Raw genomic sequence first — 20,658 nt, forward strand, 5'->3', positions numbered from 1 at the left:
GTCTCTCCCATACCATTACAATTGATTGCAACACTGCTGCGATCGACTGCGTCGCCGCCCCGGAAGAGGACGCAGCCCCGATGAGCGCAGTCCTTCCCACGGTATTGGCAAGGAGGAGCAGTCATTGACCGATCTGCACCCCGCTCCAAAAGCCCCGGCACGTCGCGGCCTCTTTACGAGACTCGGCCTCCTCACCGCCCTCTGCCTGCCGCTCTGGCTCAGCGGCTGTGGCAATAACGACGAAGCCGATGCGGGTGATCCGGGCCGACCGGCCATCGCAGTGACCTGGCTCACCGCAGACGACGATGAGATTCGTGAGACGCGGCACGCCGTCGGCACCGTCGAGGCGCTGGCTAAACCGCTCATCGCCGCGCAGATCAGTGGGGTAATTACCGCTCTACACGCCGATGAGGGCGAACGCATCGGCGCCGGCGAACTGCTCGCGACCATTGAGGAGGACGACTACCGCGATGAGCGCGACCGCGCCGCCGCCGAAGTCGCCCGCCTAACCGCACAAGTCGGCGTCCAGGAGCGTAACGTCCGCCGCACCCGTGAATTGCGCGCCGACGGCCACCTCTCTGAGGATGAGCTCGATAACGCCGAGGCCGAGTTGGAGGCACGTGAGCAGGAACTCGCCGCCGCCCTGAGCAGCTTGCGCCGGGCCGAACGCGATTTGGAGCGTACGCGCATCCGCTCCGGCATCGACGGGGCGGTCGAGGCGCGTCACATCAGTAAAGGGGACTACGTCGCCCCGGGCGATCCGCTCTTTGAGTTGGTCGATACCCACCGCCTGCAGGTGCGCATCCCGGTCTCCGAGCGACTTGCCCCGCGCATCGACGATGAGACGACGCTGCTGCTCTACAACCGCGCCGCGCAGCCGCAGCACCTTGAGACCACGGTCACCGGTATTCGCCCCAGCATCGGCGCCCGCACCCGCTCACTGCAATTGCTCGCCGCGGTGGAGAACCCCGGCAAATGGCAGCCGGGAGCGAGTATCGACGCCGAGATCGTGCTCGATCTGCGCACCGGCGTCGTCCTGCCGGGGCAGAGTGTCGTCCGGCGTCCTGCCGGCGAGGTCGTCTACATCTTGGATGACGACGATGAGACGGTCCGTGAGCGGGGCGTCGAGACCGGCACCCGCATGGCTGATCGGATCGAGATCCGCAGCGGTGTTGAGCCGGGCGAGCGCGTGATCGTCGATGGCGCCGGCTTTTTGACCGATGGCGCCAGCGTCCGCGCCGAGGCCCATGAAGATGAGTCAGCGGGCGACGAGTGAGCGCGAGTCCCGCGCCCCCGCGATCACTCCTGCGACCGTCGCAGCGTAGCGACAGCGTAACGCCTAACCCCTCCTGTGGCCGGCAGCGGCCACAGGTTGCCCTTGCGGAGGATCTATGACGCTCTCCGAGCTGTCTATCCGGCGCCACGTCCTGGCCGTCATGATCAGCGCGCTGATCGTGCTCTTCGGGGCGATCGCCTACCAAGAGGTCGGCACCGATCGGATCCCCGACATCGACTTCCCCATGGTCAGCGTCACCGTCCATCAACCGGGCGCCGATCCAGAGCTGATCGACTCAGCCATCACCGAAGAGGTCGAACGCGCAGTCAACACCGTTCCCGGCATCGACGATATCCGTTCGGTCTCACTGCCGGGGACTTCGGTGGTCACCGCGACCTTCGAGCTCGATGTCGATGTCGACGTCGCCTTTAACGAGGTCAACGCCAAGATCTCAGAGATCGTCCGGAACCTGCCTCAGGATGCCGAGGCACCGGTGGTCAACAAGGTCGAGCTCGACGCCCAACCGGTGATGTGGCTCTCCTTACAGGGCGATCGCGAGATCCAGGATCTTGATCGCTACGCCCGTAACGAGATCCGCCCCCGTCTGGAAGGGATCAGCGGCGTCGGCGAGATCCGGGTTGGCGGCGGGCGTGAGCGCACCATGCGCATCGAGGTCTGCCCGGAGCGCCTCGCCGCCCACGGCCTCGATGTGCGCAGCCTGCTCGATGCCCTCGAGAGCGAACACGCCCAGGTGCCGGGCGGCTTCATGGTCGGCGGCGAGACCGAAGACACGCTTAAACTCGATGTCGAGTACCACGACGCCGAGAGCCTGCAGCGGATGATCGTCGCCAGTGACGGCGACAGCTTGGTGCGCCTGGAGGACGTCGCCGATGTCGTCGACGGTCTCGCCGATAAGCGCCGTCTGGCCCGCTTTAAGGGCGAACCGACAATCGGCCTCGGGGTCGTTAAGATCTCCGGCACCAACACCGTCGCCATCATCGATGAGGTGAAAAAACGCATCGATGAGGAGATTCGCCCGCAGCTGCCGCCGGGGATGCAGCTCAGCATCTCAACCGATGAGTCGCAGTTTATTCTCGAGCAGATCGACTCGCTCTTTTTGACCATCGCCCTCGGTGTCCTCTTCGCCGGAGTGGTGATGTGGCTCTTTTTGCGCAACCTGCGCTCGACGGCGATCATCGGCCTCGCCATCCCCATCTCGTTGATGGCAGCGATCGCGGTCGTCTACTTCTTCGGCTACACGCTGAACTCAATCACCATGCTGGCGATGCTGCTGCTGATCGGGGTGGTGGTCGACGATGCGATCGTGGTGCTCGAGAACATCTACCGCCACCGCCAGCAGTACGGCGAAGGGCCGATCAGCGCGGCGATCTCGGGGTCGAACGAGGTCTTTTTCGCGGTCATTGCCTCCTCCTTGAGTCTGGTCTCGATCTTCGGTTCCGTCCTCTTCATGGAGGCGATCATTGGGCGCTTTTTCGAGTCGTTCGCCGTCGTCGTCGCCTTCGGCGTGCTCGCCTCGAGCCTGATCGCCTTGACCCTGATCCCGATGCTCGCCTCGCGCTTTCTCTCCATCCCGGAGCGCGAGCCGCTCCTCTACCGCTACCTGGAGCGGGCCTTTCAAGCCATTGAAGGCAGCTATCGCTGGCTGCTGCAGCGGGTGCTGCGCTACCGCTGGTCGACCTTGGCCCTCACCTTGGTCTTCGCCGTGGCCGTTGCGACCTTGATCGCCCCGCGCCTCGGTGCTGAGTTTGCCCCGGAGGAGGATACCGGCGAGTTCATGGTGGTCTTCAACACCCCGCTCGGCTCCAGCATCGACTACACCGACTCACGCATGGCCAAAATCGAAGCGATCCTGCTGGAACAACCGGAGGTCGATCGACTCTTTGCCGCCATCGGCCTCGGCGACCGTGGCCAGGTGAGCCGCGGGATGGCCTTTGTCCGCTTGGTCGAGCGCGATCAGCGCACGGCCTCGCAGCGCGAGATCATCAACCGCATCCGTCCGGAGTTGGCCGCCATTCCCGGAGTGCGCGCCTTCGCCACCGAGGTGCCGCTGGTCCCCGGGCAGCGCGGCGAGCCGCTGCAGTTTCAGTTGACGGGACCGAACCTTCAGGATCTTAGCGAGTACGCCACAGCCATCCAGAGTCGCCTAGAGGCGATCGACGGCATGGGCTCGCTCGATCTGGAACTCGACCTGGAACTGCCGCGGATCGAGATCGAGGTCGACCGCGAGCGCGCCCGGGCCGCCGGACTGACCTCCTTACAGGTCTCCGAGGCGATCAATATCCTCGCCGGTGGTGCCGATGTCGCCCGCTTCGATGAGGGGCCGGAGGGGGCCGATGGCCGCCGCTACGACATCCGTATGAAGGCGCAAGAGGGCTTAGTGCGTGATATCGACAGTCTGCTGCGCATCCAACTGCGCTCGGCCGAGGGGGATCTTGTCCCGCTTGAGACGGTCACCGAGATCCGCCCCAGCGTCGGACCGGCGGCGATCACACGCTACAACCTCGCCTACTCCGCCGCCTTCTACGGCAACCCGGACATCCCGCTCGGCGAGGCAATTGCGGAGCTCGAAGCGGCAGCCGACGAGATCCTGCCGCTCGGCTACAACGTCGAGCTGACCGGACAGGCCCAAGAGATGCAACGCGCCGCCGGAGCCATGCTCTTCGTCTTTGCCCTGGCCGCCATCCTGGTCTACATCGTGCTGGCGAGCCAGTTCAACTCCTTCACTCAGCCGATCATCATCATGGCGGCCCAGCCTTTAGCCTTGATCGGCGGCATCTTGGGCCTCTACGTCGGCGGCTTCACCCTCAACATCTACTCGATGATCGGCATGGTGCTGCTGATGGGGCTGGTGACCAAAAACGGTATCCTCCTGGTCGATCTGACCAATCAGTATCGCGAGAAGCGGCAAATGGGGATCAATGAGGCGCTGGCCGATGCCTGCCCGGTGCGTCTTCGTCCGGTGTTGATGACGTCGCTGACGCTGATCTTGGCGCTGATCCCGGCGGTGCTAGGACTCGGTGCCGGTGCCGAAAGCAACGCCCCGATGGCAGCGGCGATCATCGGCGGTATGATGACGGCGATGCTCTTGACCCTGGTCGTCATCCCCGCAACCTACTCGCTACTGGAAGGCTTTTTGGCGCGTCGCGGCTGGGAACGGCCCGGCGCCGAGCTCACCGAGAGAGAGCAATAAACGATGGTGCGATCTACGCCGAAACGCAACCTTGCCATGGGCGCCCGTGTGGGTCTCCGCACCGGCCTTCACCGCACCGCTGGGCAGCGGACCGAACCGCCCCACCAGCAACCAGCGGTGCCGGTGCGATCGTCGTGCGCATCCTGCGCAGCCGGCGTGGGAAGCGTGGTGGCCGTGCTGCTCACGATCGCGCTCGCCACCGCCCCTACCGTTGCCCTAGCCGCTGAGCAAACGGTGGCCCCGGCGGCCATTGAGAGCGCCGCTCCGGAGCAAGATCTGCTGACGATCTATCGCCTTGCGCGCGATGCCGACCGCCGTCTCTCGGCCGCTGAGCAGCGCCGCCGCGGTGCCGATGCCCAGGTGCGCCAGGCCCGCTCGCAGTTTTTACCCCAGATCAGCGCCCACGCCGGCTACGAGCACGAGCGGCAGTCGCAAGATTTCGGCGAGATCGACGAAGATCTCGACACCTCCGGCTGGGACGCCACGCTGTCGCTCACCCAGCCGATCTTTCGGCGCGGTAACTTCATCGATTTGGAGCGGGCCCGCACCGGGCAGCAAGGCGGCGATCTCGAGGTGCTGCTCAACGAGCAGCGGCTGGTTATCGACGTCACCGAGGCCTACTTTAACGTGCTGCTCGCCCAGGATGAGCTCGCTCTGGTCGAGGCTGAGGGGGCTGCCGTCGCCAGCCAGCGACGGCGCGCTGAGCGCGCCCTGGAGGTCGGTACCGGCACCCAGACCGACGTCGATGAGGCGCGCGCGGCCTACGACCGGGTGCGCGCGCAGCGCGTCGCTGCCCTCAATCAGCTCGATGTCGCGCGCGAATCGCTGCGCCGGCTGACCGGGCACTCCCCCGGCACCCTCGCCGGCCTGCACGAGGGGTTCGAGCCGCAGCCGGTCGAACCGGGCGAACCGGAGCACTGGGTCGAGCTGGCCGGGCGCCACAACCTCGAAGTGCGCTTGGCTGAGCTCGAAGATCAGCTGGCTCGTCACGACGTCTCCGCCCGGCGTGCCGAGCGCTGGCCGGAGGTCGATCTGGAGGCCCGCTATACGCACTTCTCGGGCGAGCGCGATCAACAACAATTCCGCGACGGCAGCCCCGTCGTCGAGACGCTCGATGGCACGACCGATACCCGCTCGATCCGCCTGCAGCTCTCGGTGCCACTCTTTACCGGCGGTGGCATTTCGAGCCGGATCCGCGCCGCTGAAGCGGAGCGCACCGCAACCGCCGATGAGCTCTACGATCAGCGCCGGGCCAGCGCGCTCGATGCCCGTTCGGCCTTTCTCGGTTTAACCTCAGAACGCGAGCGCGTCCGCGCCTTAGAGCAAGCCCTAGTCTCGGCCCGCAGCAACGAGGCATCGGTGCGCCGCGGTCAAGAAGTCGGCACCCGGACCACGACCGACCTGCTCAACGCCCAAAGCCGGCGCTTTGAGACGAAACGCGACCTCCAGGCGGCCCGCTACGACTACCTGCTCCACTTTGTGCGCCTGCACGCGGCCGCTGGCCTGGCTGTCGACCAAGCCTTGATCGCCGAGATCAACGCTCAGCTGCAGGGCATCGACTGACAGCGCGGGCAGATGCCGAAGAGCTCCAAGGTATGGCTAATATGGGCAAAGCCGAGCGCGGCGGCGTCGGCCTCAAGCTGCGGGGTCGGACAGCGATCGAGCGGTTCACGGTGGTGGCAGAGGCGACAGACGACGTAGTGCGCGTGTCCGCCGTCAGGCCCGATCAGCTGATAGCGCGTGCTCCCATCGCCGAACTCATGGCGGTGGACGAGGCCGATGCGCTCGAAATCGGCTAAAGCCCGATAGACCGTTACGAGATCGCAGGCGTAGTGGCCGAGCGCCTGGTGCAGTTCGCGCGGCGTCAGCGGCTGATCGACCGCCGCTAAAACGACCGCGACTTGGCGGCGCGGCTGCGTCAGGCGCAACCCGCTGCCACGTATCTGCTTAAATGCGAACTTCTCTAGCGACACCGACACGGTCGATTCAGCCACGCAACACGCTCCCTTGGACAGACAACTGTTTGGACGCACGACTGCACAACAGGCGGCACGGCGGGCGGCACGATAAGCGCCACCGCCTCGTGCAGCGCGTGCAGCCGCTGTCTACTCGGGTTCGACGGCACACCACGGGCCGAGTTCACTCGGGCATCGCCAGCGGCGGTTCACTCAGGGCAGCCCACTGCTCGCGCAACTCCAAGATGTGCCCCTCCCAGTAGCGCGCCTCGGCAAACCACGGGAAAGCCTGCGGAAAGGCCGGATCCTCCCAACGCTCGGCGAGCCAGGCCGCGTGGCGCAACAGTCGCAGCGCCCGCAGCGGCTCGATCAGATGGAGCTCGCGCGGGTCGAGGTCGCGAAAGAGACGATAGCCGTCGATCACCGCCTGTAAGTAACACTGCCGCTCCTCCCGCTCTCCCGGCAACAGCATCCAAAGGTCCTGAATGGCCGGGCCGTTGCGTGCATCATCGAGATCGACCACATGAAAGCCCTCGTCGGTCTGCAGCACATTGCCGGGATGAAAGTCGCCGTGCAGGCGGATCTGGACGACGTCGCCGGCACGCGCTACCGCATGCTGCAGGGCCTCAAGCAGATCGGCCGTCACTGTAGCGTAGGCCGATTCTAGCTCATACGGCAACCAGCCGCCGGCTAAGACCTGCTCGCGCGCCGCCCGCGCCATCGCCATCAGTTCAATCGTCGGTCGCTGGGCGAAACGCTCGCGGGCACCGACCGCGTGAATCCGCCCGATATAGCGCCCCAGGCGCTGTAGCACTTCGAGGTTATCGACCTCAAGCATGCGGCCGCCGCGCAACGGATAGAGCGCCACTCGAAACCCCGCGACCGTGTGCAGCGTCTGCTTGCCCACGGCCAGTGGAGCCACCACCGGCACCTCGGCAGCCGCCAACTCAGCGGCAAAGGCGTGCTCTTCGGCAATCTGCCGATCGCTCCAGCGCTGCGGGCGATAGAACTTGGCCACGACCGCCCCACCCGCCTCTAGCCCCACCATGTAGACTCGGTTCTCGTAGCTGTTCAGCGCCAAGAGGCGGCCGTCGCTCGGTTGCCCGCCGGCCTGTTCGACGGCGGTCAAGATCTGTTCCGGAGTCAGTGTCGCGAACGGATGCGGATCAGCAGACACAGATTTCCTCCTAGCATGTCCGGGGTCGCTGCCATTATCCTCTAAGGCAGTGCAACCATAGCAAGGGTAAATGACTATGCAGGTCCAAACTCCACAGCGTGGCCCTATCGCCCGGGTAGCGGCGGTCATCGGAGCGATCGCCGTCATCGCCCTGGCCGCAACCCTGGGGATCGTTGTCCTCGCAGTTTTGCTCGGTTTGGCCGTCATCGGCGCCGTTATTATCGCCGTCCGCACCTGGTGGTTGCGGCACCAAATGCGCCGTGCGGCGGCGCGCGGTGAGACGGTCAGAACCCGGCAGCACAGCGGCATCACCATCATCGAGGGCGAGTACAGCCGAGAGCCGACGCGGCGTTCCCCCGGCAACGAACGGACAGGCGAGCAGACCGAGGAACGGGAAGGGCGGTGATCGGTTTGTCGCGGATCGGGCTGATCCTTTTCCACGCCCCCCCTTGTCCCTCTAGGGCGGCGAGCCTATCAGCACCGATCTTTCGTCCGCGCCCCATCGCGCGCTGCCGCTCCCCCCTGCCGCTAGGGAGCGACCGGTGAAAGAGCGCCTGAGCATCACCATCAACGACTACCGCGGGGCACGGCACTACACCCTGCACCAAGTCGTCAAACGCATCGCTCTCGCTTTGTTGGTCGCTATCCTCCTAGCACTACTCGGTGGTGGCGCGGCACTCTATGCGCTGACCAGCCAACTCGACGAACTCAGCGCCATTCAGCGCGATAAGGCAGCCTTAGCACAGACAATCCACGGGCGCCACGAGGAGTTGCGCAACCTGGTCAGCGAACGCGAGATGGAGATCCACCGCATGGATCTTGAGCTCGGTCAAATCGAGGCGCTGATCGGACTCGACCCCAGTCCGGAGGCCGATCGCTACGAACGGCTCGACACCGCCAGTCAGACCGCCCTGGAGAAGGTATTGATGTTACGCAGCATCCCCAGTGGCTGGCCACTGCAGCAACCTGCTGTCATCCTGAGCGGCTACGGTTGGCGCACCCACCCCGTCTCCGGTCAGCGCGCCTTTCACGGAGCGGCCGACCTGCAGGCCCCCGAGGGCCAGGCGGTTGTCGCAACCGCCGACGGTATGGTGAACTTTGCCGGCCAAAGTGACAGCGACGGCCTCGGCCAGTTGGTCGTCATTCAGCACGACTTCGGCTTCCGGACCCGCTACGGCCATCTCAGCAAAATCAAGGTCAAACAGGGCGATTTTGTCCGCCAGGGCGAAATCCTCGGCCGTAGCGGTGCAACCGGCAGCACGGCAGGGCCGCAGTTACACTACGAAGTCTGGCATCTACAACGTAGACTTGACCCTGAGCCATTTCTAGAGTGGAGCCTCAGCAGCTATGATGAGCTATTCGAACGAGAGGGGCGTGTAAAATGGGAATCCTTGGCAAAGGGGATCCGTCAAAGGGCCGAGCTTCTGGAACCACAGTGATCAGCGACGGCACCCGGCTTGTCGGTGAACTCACACTGGAGTCCAATCTGCACCTTGATGGCCAAATCAAGGGAACGGTCATCTCCGATCACGACGTCTCGATCGGCCGCAGCGGTCGTTTCGAGGGCAACATCAAAGCCGAACGACTGATCGTCAGCGGCTTCGTCGAGGGCGTTATCGACTGCACCTGCCTGGAGATCGTCGCCGAGGGGCGGGTCTTCGGTGAGCTGCACAGCGACGACTTCGTCATCGAACCCGGCGGTCAATTTCTCGGCGAAAGCCACCCTCGCCGCGAGGTTCCGCTTGCCAGCCTCAGCAATGAACGCTCGGGGGAGGCACGACTCGCCGCCCCGGCGGAGGCGTACGCCCCGGTGGACGGTGGTGCAAACAACAGGGCTCAGCCGCAGGCGCGCGCCGTTCCCCCCCCCTCCACGACACCGCGTACCGGTGCCGAGGCTAGCGGTGGCGGCGAGCTGCCCGGAAATGCCACCAAGGAGAGAGAGGAGGAGGCGGAAGGGAGCCCTCAGGAGGGCGCTACCGCCGCGCCACCTCGACGCACAACCTGGGGTCGGCGCTAATACGCAAACAACGTGTTAGGATAGGCTTCGGCGACGTTAGCGACCCATGTTTCTTACTTTTTCAGCCGCAGCAGCAAGGGGGGCAGGATCGTGGAACGGTGTATTGGGCTCGACCTAGGATACGGCTTTATCAAGGTTGACGACGGCCGCGAGGGACATATCTTCCCAAGCGTCGTCGGCGAGGGCGATTCGGGGATGCCGATGTCACTCGGGATTGCCCCGCGTGGCGGGAGCAGCGAGTTGCGTATCTCTTACAACGGGCGCAGCTATCTGCTCGGTGATCACGCCATTCGCCACTCCCGTCTGGCGCACCGCGGGCTGTCGCCGACCCGCGCCGAAGGAGACGACCTCCGGATCCTCTTTCTTGGCGCCCTCAGCCTCTATGCGCGCGAGACGATCAATAACTTCTACGTCGTCACCGGTCTGCCCCCGGGGCGGATGCACATGGCCGACGATCTTATCCGTCAGCTGCGCGGCGACCATGAGATCGTCCGCTACGCCGGCGCGAGCCGCTTCGGCATCAGCATCCGCCTAGAGCGCATTGAGGTCGTGCCACAGCCGGTCGGCACCTACTGGGCCGAGGTACTCGACGAACGCGGGCAAATTCGCCCCGACCATCCGCTGCTCAACGGCCGCGTCGGCATCCTCGATGTCGGTTTTCGCACCAGCGACTTTGCGACCGTCATCGGCGGCGAATACTCCCCAGGGTTCTGCCGCACGGTGCCGCTCGGAATCTCTTTCGGCTACGAAGAGATCGCCCAGGAGCTCTCTACCCAGTACGGCCTAGAGCGCGAGCAGTACGCCCTCGATGAGGCAGTCATCAGCGGTCAGGTTAACGTCTCGGGCCGACCGATCGATATCACCGACCTACGCGATCGCATCTTTGGTGACATCGGCACCAAACTGCTCGTTGAAGTCCGCTCGCTGTGGCAAATCCAAGACTACGACCACATCATCATCACCGGCGGTGGCGGCCGCGTACTGGAACGCTACATGCGCCCGGAGTTGCCGCAATCCTACCTAGCAAACGACTCGATTACGGCCAATGCTCGTGGCTACTACGCCTGGGCCCAGTTCAACGCCCATCAGCAGGCACCCGAGCAGGCGACCCGGGGTGACGGGCAGCTGGAGATGTATGGCGGAGGCTCGAATACGCCCGCCGTCGCTGATAACGACCTGCCGGCGGACGAAGAGGAGGCACAGAGCATGGCGCAGGACCCCTATGCTGGGCGCAAACGCACCGGCAGCAAAGGGTAAAGTCAGCTTATGAGGCGCGTGTAGGGCACTGGCTACCAATCGGGTGTTGCATTGCACCACGGAGCGTGTTACGTTGCACCGCACAATCGGTGCAGTCCACAACGATCCGTGATGAGGGGGTAGCCATGCAAGAGTCAATGAACCAATCGATGCAACAGATGCAGAAGATGTTCGAGCCGGCACGGAAGATGAGCACGTTGATGCTCGACCACGCCGAGAAGATCATGCATCTCAACCTGGACGCCGCGCGCGCCTACAACAACCTGGCCACCGAACAGGTGCGTAATGCCCTAGCGATCCGTGACCTCGAAAGCCTACAGGCGTGCCTGAACAGCCAAGGCAAGGTCATGCAAACGGTCAGCAGCAAGCTGAGCGAGGACGCCAACACCCTGGCCGATCTGAGCAAAAACATGGGTGAAGAGGTCCAGAAGATCGCGCGCGAGAACGTCACGGTCCTGACCGAAAGCGTGCGCAACCAGCAAAACAAGGGTGCGCAGCAGCAGGAAGAGAAGAAGAGCCGGAGCGGCACGGCACGCAGCGATTCGGCAGCAAACAGCAGCACCAGCGGCACCGGGGCCAGCGCCAAGAAGTCGGCCTGAGCCTAAGAAAGACGGGTCAAGCGACTGTGCGTAGCGGACGTTTAGTCGCCTCCCGACGTTGTGCACGAGAGTTGGGTACAGCGAAAGAGATGCGAGTGAGCGCTTTTCCCGGGAACGCCGACGTCCCCGTCGGCAAGCATGATAGAAATGCCGGCGAGGACGCCGGCGTTCCCAGGAGCCGGCGCTCCTAAAGAATGCCGGCAAGAACGCCGACGCGAGCCACTCTCTCCCTATATTTTTCACCCACCAGCTTGTTGCTCACGCCGAATGGCGTGGTGGGCAATATCGCTGCGATAGAAGGCCCCTTCCCAATCGATTGCCGCCACCCGCTCGTAGGCGCGTCGTTGCGCAGCGGTCACCGAATCGCCTAGCGCACAGCAGCACAGGACCCGGCCACCGTTGGTGACCACCGCACCGTCAGCGGCGAGTGCCGTACCGCCGTGGAAGACCTTGACGCCTTCACACTCCGGCCCAGCCAGCCCCCGAATGACTCGGCCACGCTCGACGGCACCGGGATAGCCGGCAGCCGCCATCACCACACCAACGGCCGGACGCGCCTCCCAAGCCAAGTCCAGCGCTTGCAGGCGGCCCTCAAGGGCAGCTTCGCAGAGCTCCGCAAAATCGGTACACAGACGCAAGAGCAGCGGTTGAGCCTCGGGGTCGCCGAGGCGGCAATTGAACTCCAACACACGCGGGTTCCCGTCCTCATCAATCATCAGGCCGGCGTAGAGAAAGCCTTTGTAGGGGCGCCCCTCGGCGGCCAAACCGGCGACCGTCGGCTGCAACACCTCGCGCATGACCCGCTCATGGAGCGCCTCATCCATCAAAGGAGCGGGTGAGTAGGCTCCCATGCCGCCGGTATTCGGCCCCCGGTCGCCGTCATCGCGTGGTTTATGGTCTTGCGAGCTGGCCATCGATACGACCGTCTCGCCGTCGACCACGGCGATAAAGCTGAGCTCTTCGCCGCGCAAGCACTCCTCGACGACGATCCGCTGCCCCGCCTCGCCGAAGGCCTCCCCTGAGAGCATCCGCTCGGCAGCGAGCAGAGCGTGATCGAGCGTCTCAGCGATCTCAACCCCCTTACCGGAGGCCAGGCCGTCGGCCTTGACCACCAGCGGCGCGCGCGCCTGGCAGATGTAATCACGCGCCTGCTCCAAGTCGTCGAAGGTCTCGTAAGCGGCGGTCGGAATCCCGTGGCGGCTCATAAAGCCCTTGGCGAAGGCCTTAGAGCCCTCCAACTCGGCGGCCGCTGCAGTAGGCCCCAAACACTGCAACCCAGCCTCACGGAAGGTATCGACAATCCCGGCCACCAACGGCGCCTCAGGCCCAACGACGGTGAAGGCCACCTCGTGTTCACGGGCCAGCTGTGCCAACGCCGGGATATCCTCGGCCCCGATACCGACATTGCGCACCTTAGCCTCGCCTGCCGTCCCGGCGTTACCGGGGGCGACGAGCACCTCACTCACCTGCGCCGAGCGCGCCAAAGCCCACGCCATCGCATGCTCACGCCCGCCGCCGCCAACCACTAACACCTTCATAGAGAGTCCCACCGTTCCGTTAAACGTACCTAAACTTACTGAATCGCCGGCCACTCACTGAGTCACTCACTGAGTGGCTGGCCCAAGAATGACGGCCCCAATCAGCCCTTGACCAGCCCTCAGTCAGTTGAGTTGCAATCGGTCGTCAATCGAGCCAGCCAGTCGCGCCCACTCAGTGGCGGAAGTGCCGCATCCCGGTAAAGACCATCGCCAAGCCGTGCTCGTTGGCCGCATCGATGACCTCTTGATCGCGCTGCGAGCCACCCGGCTGGATAACCGCTGCCGCCCCGGCTGCCGCCGCCTGATCGATCCCATCGCGAAACGGGAAAAAGGCATCCGAGGCCAACACCGAACCGCTCAACGCCAGCCCTGCCTCGGCCGCCTTCTCCACGGCGATGCGAGCACTAAAGACTCGGCTCATCTGCCCGGCACCGATCCCGAGTGTCCGGCCGCCACCAGCAAAGACAATGGCATTCGATTTGACATGCCGCACCACCTCCCAGGCAAAGCGCAGATCGGCCCACTCGGCATCACTCGGTGCCCGTTCGGTCACCACCTGCAGCTGCTGCATATCAAGCACCGCGGTATCGCGATCTTGCACCAACAGACCACCGCGTACGCGCTTGCAATCGAGCTCAGCAACCGGCGCTAACGACCACGCACCACTCTCCAGCACGCGCACGTTAGGCTTGCCGGCAAAGGCCGCGGCAGCACCCTCGCTCACCTGCGGCGCAATCACCACCTCAACGAACTGGCGCCCCAGGATCGCCGCAGCCAGCTTCTCATCCAGCGTGCCGTTAACGGCGATGATACCGCCAAAGGCCGAGGTCGGATCGACGGCAAAGGCGCGCTCGTAGGCGGTCACCAGATCGGCCGCGGAGGCGACTCCGCACGGATTGGCGTGTTTGACGATGACACAAGTCGGCTCACTAAAGGCTTTGACGCACTCCAAGGCTGCATCGGTATCGGCAATGTTGTTGTAGGAGAGGGTCTTACCCTGAACGAAGCGTGCACTCGTGACACTCGCTGTGGCGACCTCAAGGTCGCGATAGAAAGCCGCACGTTGATGCGGGTTCTCGCCGTAGCGCATCTCGGACACCTTCTCCACCTGCAGCGTCCAGAGCGGCGGGAAGGGCTCCGTGACCTCACCGCTGCCATCACGACAACCCAAGTAGGCGGCAATCGCCCCATCGTAGCGGGCGGTATGGGAGAAGGCGCGAACCGCTAGACGATGACGCAACGCCGTCGTGGTGCCACCGTGGGCGTCAAGCTCCTCAAGCACTTCGGCATAAGCATCTGGGTCGGTGAGCACCGCCACATCGCGATGGTTCTTGGCAGCGGCACGGATCATCGCCGGACCGCCGATATCGATATTCTCAATGGCATCGGCCAAGGTACAGCCGGCCTTCTTGGTGGTCTCTTCGAAGGGGTAGAGGTTGACACAGAGCAGATCGATCGGTCCGATTTCATGCTCGGCCATCACCGCATCGTCGATCCCGCGCCGCCCCAACAATCCGCCGTGGATGCGCGGGTGCAGTGTCTTAACTCGGCCGTCCATGATTTCGGGAAAGCCGGTCACCGAGGCGACTTCGCGCACTGCAATCCCCTGCTCACTGAGCAGCCGGGCCGTTCCACCCGTCGATACAATCTCAACCCCACGCTCGTGCAGTGCTGCGGCAAAAGCCGCTATCCCCGACTTATCCGAGACGCTAATCAACGCCCGGCGGATCGATCGTATATTTTGATCTGTAGCCATAACCTGCCTATCTGTCTGTCATGGTTTCCATTGCTGGAATCATTACCGTGAATGGCCCTTAAAGAGCGTTCTTAGAGCGCGCACCGCCCACGGAACGCAACGCACCGTCGTCAGGAGGCGAGTCCGTGCTCGCGCAGTTTTTTTCGCAGCGTTGCCCGATTGAGCCCGAGTAGTTGCGCGGCCTTAGTCTGGTTGCCGTTCGTGCGCAGCATCACCGCCTGCAGCAGCGGGGCTTCGACCTCGCGCAAGACTAAGTGATAAAGACCGTGGCAATCGTGCCCAGCCAACTCACGGAAGTAGTCATCCAGCGCCTGCGTTACCGCCGCGCGAATCGGCCCGCCCTCCACACCCGTTTCACCGCGCGGCGAGCCGCACTGCGGCTCCGCGCCCTCTGCCTTATCCATCTCTGCCGCACCCCTTTTCACTGTCGTCGCTAGCGATCCGGCGGGCCCGCCCCGTTCCTGATCCACCTCGATCCAACCAGCCCAACTCGATTCAATTCAATTCGATTCAATTCAAACGGATACCTCGGGCCCTAACCGGGTGGATGGAAGGTCAGCGTAAAGCTCTCCCCTCCTGCCGCCGGCTCCGGCAGCTCAAGGCGCAGCGGCACTCGGGCGCCCGGTTCAATACCCGCCTCAAGGCGCGCCTGCACCCGGTTATCGACGACGTACTGCTGCGGCGCAAAACGCTCGCGAGCTGTAACACGCCCATTAAGATCGCGCAGGGTAAGCTCCACGTCGGGATAGGCCAAGCGCCACGCTCCGGCGTGGTAGAGCACCGCATCGAGCACCAGCCGCTGCTCTTCGTCGGGATCGGCCGCCAATCGCCGTGCCTCCACCGTCAACACACGATAGGCCGCCGGAGTTTGTAGGCGACAGTCGTACAGTCCACAGATGGCCGCCATCCACCCTTCGAGGGCAGGAAACTCAATCAGCTGAGCGCGCAACACGTAAGAGCCGTGCACCACACCAACAATAGCTAAGAGCACGATCAAGAAACTGTTGAGCGCCACTTTGGCGACACCTCGTCCGAGCCCAGCGCGGCGATGCGCCGCCTTTGGGCGGGACGATGCCGCGACACTCGGTGAGTGCCCACGCTGCTGCGGCTGAATATCCTCCAACCACCGCTCCAGATCGCCGAGCGACTCATCGAGGTGATCGCCCTCCCCGTCGGCGCGGCCCTCTTGCGCGGGACGCTCGCCCGGATCGGTGGCTATCGCCGCCGCACTCTGCTCGTCGGTGTCGGGGGCAGGCTCCTGCCAACTCTGCCAGGACTCCGCCACATCCGCACACGCCGAAGAACGGCCATCGCCAGCGGCCGCAGCGGTACGGGGCGACGCCGGTTCAGCAGCTGTTGCGGGGGGCACTGCGGCATCACTTGAAAGCGTCTCAGGCGTATCCTCGGGTAGCGCCTCAGCCAGCCGCTGCAGCGCATCGAAGTGCTCGCGACAGAGGCCGCAAACCACCATCCCGCGAGCCTTGCGCAGCTGCCAAGCACGCAGCGCAAAGACGGCTCCACAACCGGGACACTGGGTATACAAGGGCGCTCTCTTCGTATTCGCTTAACTCTTCGATCGGCGGACGACCGGCGGACGACCGGCGGGTGCGCCCCCAGCTGGGCCGAGGCGTGCAGGCGGCCTGCTCAGGCGCACCGCGTACCGCTGAGCAGAACCCAGTCACCGCGCCGCCGTGGCGCCTCCCACGCCACCGCGGTGGCAAAGGCGCTCATTACCTCGTGCTGCTGTCCCTCTAGGATACCAGAGAGCGCCAGGCGCCCCCCGACCGGAAGAGTCGCAAGCAGCTCGTTCGCCAATGCCCGCAGCGTGGCCGATAGGATATTGGCCACCAGGAAGTCGGCGCAACCGCTCGGTCGTTCTGCGGCAAGGCAGGTGGGCACTTGTGCCGCAACCCCATTGCGCGCAGCATTCGCACGCGTTGCCTGCACCGCTTGCGGATCGTTATCGACGGCCAGGCATTCACGTGCACCGAGACAGACGGCGGCGATCGCCAACACCCCCGAACCAGCGCCAAAATCGATCCCTCGCCGTCCACTGAGCGGTTCGCCATCGAGCCACTCCAGGCAAAGCGCCGTCGTCTCGTGGGTTCCAGTGCCAAAAGCCAACCCTGGGTCGAGGTGGATCGCAACGGCCTCCTCGGGCAGCTCAGGCCGCGCTCCGCTCGGCACGATCCACAGCCGCCGCCCGAACGAGAGGGGGCGAAAATGGCTCAACCACTCGCGCTCCCACGCCCGATCGGCGAGCGGCTCCGCCCGCCACCCCGATAGCTGCGCCTGGCCGAGGGCACGCAGCAGCTGGGCATGGAGCAGCGCCGCATCGCACTGCGCTGAAAAGAGCGCAGTGACCCGCACCCGACCCCAGAGCGGATGCTCCCCAACCCCTGGCTCCAGTAAAACGCTGCCATCTTCGCCTTGATAAGTCTGCGACCAGGCGCCAAGCTCGGTCAACACAGTATCAACGGCGTCGAGCTCGGTGGCATCGACGATGAGCTCGATCTGCAACTGCGCCATGGTCGCTGCCTCCGCTGCTGCTGCACCGGCCTACTTGCCGGGCTCAAAGACCATCGCCGCGGCCTGCTCCCGCGTATAGAAGCAGCCATCGCGCTCAAAGCCGGAGACGATTGTCGTCTTGACCGCGATCACACGCCCACGATCATCGCGCTCACGAACCAACTCCTCAGGCAGTCCGTCGAGACGGTGAAAGGGCGCCGGAACGCCGTCGCGGCCACACGAGACGTAGACCGTCCCAGTCTCCGTATCCAGGAAGGCCGGCCGAAAACCGTACTCACGGTTACAACCACTGACCCCACCGCTGCCTCGATACGTTTTGTTTTCCCACCGCAGCCGGTCTGCTGTCAGGGCACGCGGCATCGCCCACCACCTCCGAAAGTCACCTTCCGCGCCAGTCTAAACGATTACCCCCACCACGATTACCCCCACCGCTCTCCCGCTATCGGCCGCGCCAGCGGAGAACATAAGCCCACCGCGCGCGCGCCACCGCAAAAGGTCGCGGCCCGAGCGGCGAGCACGTCGATCAACCCTGTTGCCGGGCGTAGTTCGCCACCGCCTTTTCGATCTCGGCCCGAGCGGCATCCGCCCCTCGCCAGTCACGGATCTCGACCCATTTACCCTTCTCTAAGTCTTTATAGTGCTCAAAGAAGTGACTGATCTCCCGGAGCAGGCGCGGCGGCAAGTCGTCCGGCCCCTGCACATCGGCGTAGTCGGGGGTGAGCTTGGCGACGGGAACGGCAATGACCTTAGCATCTTCACCCGACTCATCGGCCATCTCCAGCACTCCGACCGGACGCACCCGAATCACCGACCCGGCGACCAAAGGCAGCGGGGTTATCACTAACACATCGACCGGGTCACCGTCATCGGCTAGGCTCTGCGGCACAAAGCCGTAGTTGCACGGGTAGTGCATCGCCGTTGCCATGATCCGATCGACGGTCAAGGCGCCCGTCTCTTTATCGATCTCATACTTGACCGGTCCGCCGTGCAGCGGGATCTCGATAACTACGTTGATATCGTCCGGGATAGAGCGACCTGCCGGCACGGAGTTCAGGCTCATAGATGCGACTCTCCACGTTGGCCAAATGTAGCGGGACTATAACGTCAATGTTGCACCGCGACAAGGGCGTAAGGCGGTCACTCCGCACCGCACGTGTATATAACCGCCTAACCCGGCGGCGTATCGCCCCACCGCGGAGCGAGTGAGTGCCCCATCCCCACCATCCCCAAATGATCCAGCACTCGCCCGACAATAAAATCGATCAGCTCTTCAACCCGCTGCGGCCGGTGGTAGAACCCAGGGGCAGCCGGCAAGACCACCGCTCCGAGCCGGCTCAGGGTCAGCATGTGCTCCAGATGGGTCGTCGAGAGCGGGGTCTCGCGCGGCACGACGATCAGCTGCCCCCGCTCCTTGAGCACGACATCGGCGGCACGCTCGAGCAAAGTGTTCGAGTGGCTGCCGGCAACCGCCGCCAGCGTGCCGACGGTACATGGGCAGATGACCATGCGCCGTGGGGCACTAGAGCCCGAGGCCAACGGGGCCGTCCACTCATCGGCGGCATAGACCCGCAGCCGCTCTTCGGCAAAGGCGAGCTGCTCGGCCAGAAGCGCTTGGAGGGCCGCTGGCGCCGCCGGCAGCCGCCACCCGGTCTCACACTCGGCAACCGCCCGAGCCGCGTCCGAGAGCAGCAGATGCACGGTACAGCCCCCCTGCGCCAGACACTGTAGTAAACGCAGCCCGTAGTCGATCCCCGAAGCGCCCGTCCAAGCCACGGTCACCGGTGGCGGTGCTGCCGATTCGTCCACCGCCGATTGAGCCAGAAACGACTCAGCCATCGGCACCCGGCCCCCGTGCAGTCGCAGTGGCACCCTTCGCTCCCGGCACTGCTCCCGACTGCTCCGGCACTGAGTCCGCCGGCTGCCCAGAGGAGTGCCCAGGCGGTTGCCCAGGCGGTTGCCCAGGCGGTTGCCCAGAGGCTTGCCCTGCCCCTGCAAGGGCCGCCAATAACCGTTCATGGATATTCTCAAAGTCGCCGTTACTCATGACGACGATGCGATCGCCACAATGCGCGCACGCGACGATGTACTCGATGAGCTCAGCGACGCTGCCAGCCGTGACGGCACGCTCGCCAAGCGGTGCCAAAACTGCGGCGGGCGACCAAGCCAGCTGCGCTGTAGCCAAGACGAAGGCCTGATCCGCCTCGGCCAAAGCACCGGCCAACCGCTCCTGATGCACCCCCTGCTGCATAGTGCGGGAGCGCGGCTCAAGGACCGCCAGGAGCCGCCCAGCACGTCCGGATGCCTGCTGGCGCAGCGCCGCTAGTGTTGCAGCAATCGCGCTCGGATGGTGAGCGAAGTCATCGATGACCTCAATGCCGCCGACGACACCGCGGGACTCTAACCGGCGCCGCACTCCGGGAAAGTCACGCAGTGCGGCCAGGGCGGCGGCAGCCGGAGCCCCAGCAGCGGTGGCCGCGGCGACCGCGGCGGCGGCGTTGCGCTGATTGTGCTCCCCCGGCTGCGGCAGCTGCAGCGGACCAAGCGACTCACCGTTGTACAGCAACTCCGCCCCCTCTCCTTGGGCCACGATCCGCCAGGTGCAGTCCGGCCCCATGCCGACCCGTTCAAGCGGTGTCCAGAGACCACGCTCAAGCAGTTCATGCAGATTCGGATCATCGCCGTTGACGATCACTCGGCCGGAGCGCGGTACGGTGCGCACGGCATGGTGCAGCTGTGTAGCAATCGCGGCCAGATCGGGATAGATGTCGGCGTGGTCGTACTCTAGATTATTGAGTAGCAACACCCGCGGGCGATAGTGTACGACCTTCGCCCGCTTATCGAAAAAGGCGGTATCGTACTCATCGGCCTCGACCACAAAGGGGGAACCGCTGCCCAAGCGCGCCGAGCGCTCGCTAAAGCAAGGGGCACCGCCGATCAAGTAGCCAGGAGCGAGCCCACAACGCTCCAGCGCCCAGGCGGTCATTGCCGACGTCGTCGTCTTGCCGTGCGTCCCGGCAACCGCGACGACACAGCGATCACCGAGCACTTGAGAGGCCAACCAAGCCGGCCCAGAGGCGTAGTTCAGCCCGCGATCGAGGACGTATTCGAGCGCCGGATTGCCGCGCGAGAGGGCGTTACCAATCACAACGCAATCAGGCGGCGGGTCGAGATGCGCCTCCGCATAGCCGTCGTGCACCCGGATACCGGCCTGCGCCAAGACCTCGCTCATCGGCGGCCACGCAGCGCTGTCACTCCCTTCAACGGCGTGGCCATGCTCGTGCGCCAACAGGGCAACCCCCCCCATGAAGGTGCCGCAAACCCCGAGGATGTGTATACGCATGGG

19 protein-coding genes are annotated in these 20,658 nt (G+C 64.6%); 8 read left to right on the forward strand and 11 right to left on the reverse strand.

Features of this window, described 5'->3' with window-relative positions; genetic code table 11:
* The first annotated feature begins 124 nt into the window (after window positions 1-124).
* The 3 genes from CKO15_RS03240 (at window position 125) to CKO15_RS03250 (ending at window position 6,050) form a co-directional block, all read left to right on the forward strand.
* A complete protein-coding gene (locus CKO15_RS03240) occupies window positions 125-1,276 on the forward strand; it encodes an efflux RND transporter periplasmic adaptor subunit (RefSeq protein WP_200192457.1) in 1,152 nt (383 codons plus the stop codon).
* Between the two features lie 115 nt (window positions 1,277-1,391).
* Window positions 1,392-4,487: an efflux RND transporter permease subunit gene (locus CKO15_RS03245; RefSeq protein WP_200192459.1), complete on the forward strand. Its 3,096-nt coding sequence runs from the start codon at window positions 1,392-1,394 to the stop codon at window positions 4,485-4,487.
* Between the two features lie 174 nt (window positions 4,488-4,661).
* Window positions 4,662-6,050 (forward strand): TolC family outer membrane protein, encoded by a 1,389-nt coding sequence (locus tag CKO15_RS03250; RefSeq protein ID WP_200192461.1) that lies wholly within the window; start codon window positions 4,662-4,664, stop codon window positions 6,048-6,050.
* Here CKO15_RS03250 and CKO15_RS03255 read toward each other — a convergent pair.
* Window positions 6,029-6,481 carry a Fur family transcriptional regulator gene (locus CKO15_RS03255; RefSeq protein ID WP_338035982.1) on the reverse strand — a complete coding sequence of 151 codons (453 nt, stop codon included), beginning with the start codon at window positions 6,479-6,481 and terminating at the stop codon, window positions 6,029-6,031. The genes CKO15_RS03250 and CKO15_RS03255 overlap by 22 nt on opposite strands.
* 145 nt (window positions 6,482-6,626) lie before the next feature.
* Complete coding sequence (locus tag CKO15_RS03260) at window positions 6,627-7,619, reverse strand: serine/threonine protein kinase (protein ID WP_338035983.1); 993 nt, start codon at window positions 7,617-7,619, stop codon at window positions 6,627-6,629.
* Between the two features lie 76 nt (window positions 7,620-7,695).
* Between CKO15_RS03260 and CKO15_RS03265 the strand changes: the two genes are divergently transcribed.
* The 5 genes from CKO15_RS03265 (at window position 7,696) to CKO15_RS03285 (ending at window position 11,492) form a co-directional block, all read left to right on the forward strand.
* On the forward strand, window positions 7,696-8,025 hold the full coding sequence (locus tag CKO15_RS03265; protein WP_200192465.1) for a hypothetical protein: 330 nt from the start codon (window positions 7,696-7,698) through the stop codon (window positions 8,023-8,025).
* Window positions 8,026-8,161: 136 nt separating this feature from the next.
* Window positions 8,162-9,058: a peptidoglycan DD-metalloendopeptidase family protein gene (locus tag CKO15_RS03270; protein WP_200192467.1), complete on the forward strand. Its 897-nt coding sequence runs from the start codon at window positions 8,162-8,164 to the stop codon at window positions 9,056-9,058.
* Complete coding sequence (locus tag CKO15_RS03275) at window positions 9,055-9,636, forward strand: polymer-forming cytoskeletal protein (protein WP_200192469.1); 582 nt, start codon at window positions 9,055-9,057, stop codon at window positions 9,634-9,636. Before CKO15_RS03270 ends, CKO15_RS03275 begins: the two co-directional genes overlap by 4 nt.
* 90 nt (window positions 9,637-9,726) lie before the next feature.
* Window positions 9,727-10,893: a ParM/StbA family protein gene (locus CKO15_RS03280; protein ID WP_200192471.1), complete on the forward strand. Its 1,167-nt coding sequence runs from the start codon at window positions 9,727-9,729 to the stop codon at window positions 10,891-10,893.
* Between the two features lie 137 nt (window positions 10,894-11,030).
* Window positions 11,031-11,492 (forward strand): phasin family protein, encoded by a 462-nt coding sequence (locus CKO15_RS03285; RefSeq protein WP_242464524.1) that lies wholly within the window; start codon window positions 11,031-11,033, stop codon window positions 11,490-11,492.
* A 239-nt stretch (window positions 11,493-11,731) separates the two neighbouring features.
* Here the strand turns inward: CKO15_RS03285 and purD are convergent, their stop codons facing one another.
* The 9 genes from purD to mpl form a co-directional block, all read right to left on the reverse strand.
* Window positions 11,732-13,030 (reverse strand): phosphoribosylamine--glycine ligase, encoded by a 1,299-nt coding sequence (purD, locus tag CKO15_RS03290; RefSeq protein WP_200192475.1) that lies wholly within the window; start codon window positions 13,028-13,030, stop codon window positions 11,732-11,734.
* A gap of 172 nt (window positions 13,031-13,202) precedes the next feature.
* Window positions 13,203-14,786 (reverse strand): bifunctional phosphoribosylaminoimidazolecarboxamide formyltransferase/IMP cyclohydrolase, encoded by a 1,584-nt coding sequence (purH, locus tag CKO15_RS03295; RefSeq protein ID WP_200192477.1) that lies wholly within the window; start codon window positions 14,784-14,786, stop codon window positions 13,203-13,205.
* A 110-nt stretch (window positions 14,787-14,896) separates the two neighbouring features.
* Window positions 14,897-15,190 (reverse strand): DNA-binding transcriptional regulator Fis, encoded by a 294-nt coding sequence (gene fis / locus CKO15_RS03300; RefSeq protein WP_200192479.1) that lies wholly within the window; start codon window positions 15,188-15,190, stop codon window positions 14,897-14,899.
* A 131-nt stretch (window positions 15,191-15,321) separates the two neighbouring features.
* Window positions 15,322-16,329 carry a zinc-ribbon and DUF3426 domain-containing protein gene (locus CKO15_RS03305; RefSeq protein WP_200192481.1) on the reverse strand — a complete coding sequence of 336 codons (1,008 nt, stop codon included), beginning with the start codon at window positions 16,327-16,329 and terminating at the stop codon, window positions 15,322-15,324.
* Between the two features lie 101 nt (window positions 16,330-16,430).
* Window positions 16,431-17,315: a 50S ribosomal protein L11 methyltransferase gene (gene prmA / locus CKO15_RS03310; RefSeq protein ID WP_200192483.1), complete on the reverse strand. Its 885-nt coding sequence runs from the start codon at window positions 17,313-17,315 to the stop codon at window positions 16,431-16,433.
* A gap of 30 nt (window positions 17,316-17,345) precedes the next feature.
* A complete protein-coding gene (locus CKO15_RS03315) occupies window positions 17,346-17,675 on the reverse strand; it encodes a hypothetical protein (protein ID WP_200192485.1) in 330 nt (109 codons plus the stop codon).
* A 163-nt stretch (window positions 17,676-17,838) separates the two neighbouring features.
* Window positions 17,839-18,375: an inorganic diphosphatase gene (gene ppa, locus CKO15_RS03320; protein ID WP_200192487.1), complete on the reverse strand. Its 537-nt coding sequence runs from the start codon at window positions 18,373-18,375 to the stop codon at window positions 17,839-17,841.
* A 107-nt stretch (window positions 18,376-18,482) separates the two neighbouring features.
* Window positions 18,483-19,151: a UbiX family flavin prenyltransferase gene (locus tag CKO15_RS03325; protein ID WP_200192490.1), complete on the reverse strand. Its 669-nt coding sequence runs from the start codon at window positions 19,149-19,151 to the stop codon at window positions 18,483-18,485.
* A complete protein-coding gene (gene mpl / locus CKO15_RS03330) occupies window positions 19,144-20,655 on the reverse strand; it encodes a UDP-N-acetylmuramate:L-alanyl-gamma-D-glutamyl-meso-diaminopimelate ligase (protein WP_200192492.1) in 1,512 nt (503 codons plus the stop codon). Before mpl ends, CKO15_RS03325 begins: the two co-directional genes overlap by 8 nt.
* Window positions 20,656-20,658: the final 3 nt, after the last annotated feature.

Origin of the sequence: Halorhodospira abdelmalekii (assembly GCF_016583625.1) — a bacterium.
Lineage (GTDB): Bacteria > Pseudomonadota > Gammaproteobacteria > Nitrococcales > Halorhodospiraceae > Halorhodospira > Halorhodospira abdelmalekii.

What these genes read in the sequence shown, in the direction of transcription:
- CKO15_RS03245 (WP_200192459.1), top strand. Translation starts at nt 1,392, where the DNA reads ATGACGCTCTCCGAGCTGTCTATCCGGCGCCACGTCCTGGCCGTCATG.
- CKO15_RS03265 (WP_200192465.1), top strand. Translation starts at nt 7,696, where the DNA reads ATGCAGGTCCAAACTCCACAGCGTGGCCCTATCGCCCGGGTAGCGGCG.
- CKO15_RS03285 (WP_242464524.1), top strand. Translation starts at nt 11,031, where the DNA reads ATGAACCAATCGATGCAACAGATGCAGAAGATGTTCGAGCCGGCACGG.
- purD (WP_200192475.1), bottom strand. Translation starts at nt 13,030, where the DNA reads ATGAAGGTGTTAGTGGTTGGCGGCGGCGGGCGTGAGCATGCGATGGCG.
- purH (WP_200192477.1), bottom strand. Translation starts at nt 14,786, where the DNA reads ATGGCTACAGATCAAAATATACGATCGATCCGCCGGGCGTTGATTAGC.
- fis (WP_200192479.1), bottom strand. Translation starts at nt 15,190, where the DNA reads ATGGATAAGGCAGAGGGCGCGGAGCCGCAGTGCGGCTCGCCGCGCGGT.
- prmA (WP_200192483.1), bottom strand. Translation starts at nt 17,315, where the DNA reads ATGGCGCAGTTGCAGATCGAGCTCATCGTCGATGCCACCGAGCTCGAC.
- CKO15_RS03315 (WP_200192485.1), bottom strand. Translation starts at nt 17,675, where the DNA reads ATGCCGCGTGCCCTGACAGCAGACCGGCTGCGGTGGGAAAACAAAACG.
- ppa (WP_200192487.1), bottom strand. Translation starts at nt 18,375, where the DNA reads ATGAGCCTGAACTCCGTGCCGGCAGGTCGCTCTATCCCGGACGATATC.
- CKO15_RS03325 (WP_200192490.1), bottom strand. Translation starts at nt 19,151, where the DNA reads ATGGCTGAGTCGTTTCTGGCTCAATCGGCGGTGGACGAATCGGCAGCA.
- mpl (WP_200192492.1), bottom strand. Translation starts at nt 20,655, where the DNA reads ATGCGTATACACATCCTCGGGGTTTGCGGCACCTTCATGGGGGGGGTT.